The following is a 3,832-nucleotide window of genomic DNA, read 5'->3' as shown; positions in this document are numbered from 1 at the left end:
TGCTCAACGCGCCCACCCACACCGCCTACACCCGACCAAGCATCAAGCCCGTCACACCGACAACCCACACCCACAGCACCCACCCGCCACCAGGCACCAACGCCATCCCGCCCAACGCGCCCACCCGCACCCGCACCCGCGCAAGCGTCGTGTCGGTCGTAGCCGACCTGCGCGTGGGCCGACCGTGCGTGACGCCGTCGGGCCCGCGCGTCCGGGTCGTTCGAGCCGGTTGCCGCCCGCGTGGGTCCGGTCGCGGGGAGGTGGCAGCGCGACTCGCTCACTTGGCCTCGGCGTAGGTGTGCGCGACCGTCGGAACGAGTGGGAGCAGAACCGGTGTGTCACCGAAGACCAGGCCGCGGGCCTCTTCGGCGGCCTCGACGATCGCGTCGCAGACGTGGCCGGCGAGTTCGGCGGGGGCGTGCACGATGATCTCGTCGTGTTGGAAGAAGACCAGGTGGGGACGGCCCTGCGGGGCGTCGTCGAACGCCGTCAGGCGTCGGCGCAGCGCGGCGAGCAGGGCCAACGCCCAGTCGGCGGCGCTGGACTGGATGACGAAGTTGCGGGTGAACCGGCCCCGGGCCCGGGCCGAACGCGCGCCCGCGTCGTCGGTCGGTGTGCCCGGTGCCTCGCCGCCGCCGGCGGTCTCGGTCAGGTCGAGCCAGTCCGACGAGGGCGGCGGACACGTGCGGCCCAGCCGGGAGCGGACGATGCCGCCCTCCTCTCCGGTCCGCGCCGCCGCCTCCACGTAGGCCATGGCCGCCGGATACTGCCGGCGCAGTGTCGCGAGCAGCGGGCCGATGTCGCCGCTGGTCTGGCCGTACATCGCGCCGAGCAGGCCGAGTTTGGCCTTCGCTCGATCGCCTTGGAACGCGGCGGTGGCGAGTGCCTCGTACAGGTCGCCCGCAGCCGCGGACCGGGCCAGGCCCGCGTCCTGGGACAGCGCCGCCAGGATGCGGGGTTCGAGTTGCGCCGCGTCCGCGACGACGAGCCGCCACCCGGGATCGGCGACCACCGCGCCGCGCAGGACGCGTGGGATCTGGAGGGCGCCGCCGCCACGCCCGGCCCAGCGGCCGGTGACCACGCCGCCGACGACGTATTCGGGGCGGAACCGGCCGCCGTGGACCCAGGTGTCCTGCCACGCCCAGCCGTGCGCGGCGTGCAGGCGGGCGAGTTCCTTGTAGCGGATCAGCAGTGCGGCGGCGGGGTGCGCGATGTCGCGCAGGTACCACGTCTTGGTCGAGGTCAGCCGGACGCCCTGCTCGGCGAAGGCGCGCAGGACCTGGGTGTGCGAGTCGGGATTGAACGACCGGCCGCCCAGCGCGTCGTGCAGTTGCCCGGCGAGTTCGGCGATCCGCGGCGGTGCGGCGCCGGCGATCCGCGGGCGCGGGCCGAGCAGTTCGGTCAGCAGTGCGTTGTGGACGTCGGTGCGCCACGGCAGGCCGTCACGCGCCATCTCGCCGGCGACCAGGCCGCCGGCGGACTCGGCCGCCACCAGCAACCGAAAGCGGGAGCGCCGCACGGGGTCCGCGATGGTGTCGATCCGCCGCAGTTGGTCGGCGTGTACGTCGACGACCGCGTCGAGGGCCTCGACTCCGGCCGGCAACCGCAGTCGGTCGGGGACGAACAGGCTGTCCTGCGCGTCGGCGACGCCTACCGGCAGGTCGTCGGGTACGGGCAGGCCCTTGAGCCGTGCCCAGGCCGCGCCGAGCGAGCGCGGTTCGCCGAACCGGCCCTCGTGCGCGAGCAGCAGCGACTCGACCGATGCGAGGTCGTGGCAGCGTGCGACCCGGGTGGGCAGCAGCGGCGCGTACGCGCTCTCCACCGACGCCCACACCCATCGCGGCGCGGGGCCGGTGGCCTCGTAGTCCTGTACCGCCGCGATCAGATCGGCCACATGCACGGCCGGCCCCAGCGGCGCCCCGTCGTCGCCGAGCGGCCGCAGCCGCCCACCGTGCCCGTAGGCGTCCGGCGCGAGAGCGACCCGCGGCGCTATCGGCCTCATCGCGCGCCCGATCGTGCGAGGTCGGCCTGCGGCACCCGTGGTACCGAACCGTTCACGACCAACCCTCCTCACGACGACAGACGCACAACCGACATGGCCGGACAGGAACCAGCCCCGCCGGAACAGCTCCGCCGGAACCGACCCGGCCACCGCCTTCGGAGCCGACGGACACCGACGCGCGCCGACCGATGCACAATGCATGACGAAACACGCACACCCGACGGATCCCCCGGCCGGCACAGGTTACCGGCTACCCCCGACACGCCCTGGAGCGACACCGCCTGCGACGCGCCCGGGTCGTACGGTGATCACTGCCGCCGAAGCCCCCGATTCTCCTGACGGCGGCCGATTCGACGTTCGTCCACTGGTAGTTGACGGTCCGTCAGATCGCTCGTAGAGTCCGCAAGGCAGACTGGTGGCCTGGGTGTTCGAGCAGGTCCGGGCCGGTTTTCGGGTCGCACCGCCGATGTCGGCGCGGGCGGGAACGGGGCACGCGTGCGGCGACGGCGACACAACGACGATCCGGATCCCGGCCCCGCGAACGAAGAGTCGACCCGGCTCACACCACCCGCCGAAGGCGCCGCGCGCCCGCGCGCGATCCTCGCGGCGCTCATGCTCGCCGCGATGGCGTACTCGCAACTCCAGGCCATGGTCGGCCCCGCGCTCCCCACTCTCCAGCGCGAGTTCGGAGCCGACACGAGCGACCTGGCCTGGATCATGAACGGCTTCATCCTGTCGGCGGCCGTCGCCACGCCGGTGGCCGGCCGACTCGGCGACATGTTCGGGCGGCGACGCGTACTCCTGGTCGCCCTGGTCCTGCTCGCCGTCGGCACGGCCATGTGTGGCATCGCGCAAACGCTGCCGATGATGATCGTGGGCCGAGTCGTGGCGGGCCTCGGCGGCGCGGTGTTCCCGCTGTCCTTCGCGATCGTGCGCGAGTGTCTGCCGCGGGCCCGGGTGGGGCCGGCGATCGGTTTGCTGTCCGCGTTGGTCGGGGTGGGCGGCGGCGTGGGCATCGTGGCGGCCGGGCCGATCATCTCCCACCTGTCCTACCACTGGTTGTTCTGGCTGCCCCTGGTACTGATCGCGGCGGCCCTCGCGGCCACCGTCGCGTGGGTACCCGGCGACGCGTCGCGCGTGCCGGGTCGGGTGGACTGGGTCGGGGCGCTGTTGCTGTCCGGCGCGCTGGTGGGCCTGCTCTCGGCGTTGGCGCGCGCGGGTACGTGGGGCTGGACCTCCTCCGCCGTGCTCGCGCTGTTCGTCGGGTCCGGGGTACTGCTCGCGGCGTGGGTGTGGCAGGCGGGCCGTACCACCGACCCGTTGATCGACCTGCGCACGATGCGGCTGCGCGCGGTCTGGGCGGCGAACGCGACCGCGGTGCTGTGCGGCATCACGATGTCCACCAGCATGTTCCTGTTGCCGCAGATGGGGGCGCAGCCGCGCGACACGGGCTTCGGCCTGGGCATGGACATCACCCGAGCGGGGCTGCTGATCCTGCCGCAGTCGTTCACGATCCTGCTGGCGGGCGTGGTCGGCGGGCGGGCCTGTGCCCGCTACGGCACGCGGGCCGTGCTGATGTCGGGCGCGCTGGCCGGCGGCTCGGGCCTGGTCGTGATCGCGTTCCTGCACCACGAGCCGTGGCAGGCGTTCCTCGGCAGCGCGGTGGTGGGGCTGGGCACCGGATTCGTACAGACCGCCCTGGGCACCCTCGTCGTCGACGCCGTGCCGGCCGAACAGACCGCCGCCGCGGCCGGCGCGAACACCGTCGCGCGCAACATCGGCATGACCCTCGGCGCCCAGCAGGCCGCCACGATCCTGGGCGCCGGCGGC

The 3,832-nt window shown here is 73.6% G+C and carries 2 protein-coding genes; one reads left to right on the top strand and one right to left on the bottom strand.

The window, feature by feature from the left end:
• Positions 1-277: 277 nt before the first annotated feature.
• On the bottom strand, positions 278-2,002 hold the full coding sequence (locus GT354_RS44460; RefSeq protein ID WP_161362926.1) for a bifunctional 3'-5' exonuclease/DNA polymerase: 1,725 nt from the start codon (positions 2,000-2,002) through the stop codon (positions 278-280).
• A gap of 495 nt (positions 2,003-2,497) precedes the next feature.
• Here GT354_RS44460 and GT354_RS44455 point away from each other — a divergent pair.
• Positions 2,498-3,832 (top strand): MFS transporter (locus GT354_RS44455; RefSeq protein ID WP_161362924.1); only part of this gene is annotated, 1,335 nt, incomplete at its 3' end.

The sequence above is a fragment of the Streptomyces sp. SID3343 genome, from assembly GCF_009865215.1.
In the GTDB taxonomy this organism is placed as follows: domain Bacteria; phylum Actinomycetota; class Actinomycetes; order Streptomycetales; family Streptomycetaceae; genus Embleya.
The sequence above is the reverse complement of the archived record's forward strand: the minus strand, read 5'-3'. Positions and strand labels throughout refer to the sequence as shown.

What these genes read in the sequence shown, in the direction of transcription:
- GT354_RS44460 (WP_161362926.1), bottom strand. Translation starts at nt 2,002, where the DNA reads ATGAGGCCGATAGCGCCGCGGGTCGCTCTCGCGCCGGACGCCTACGGG.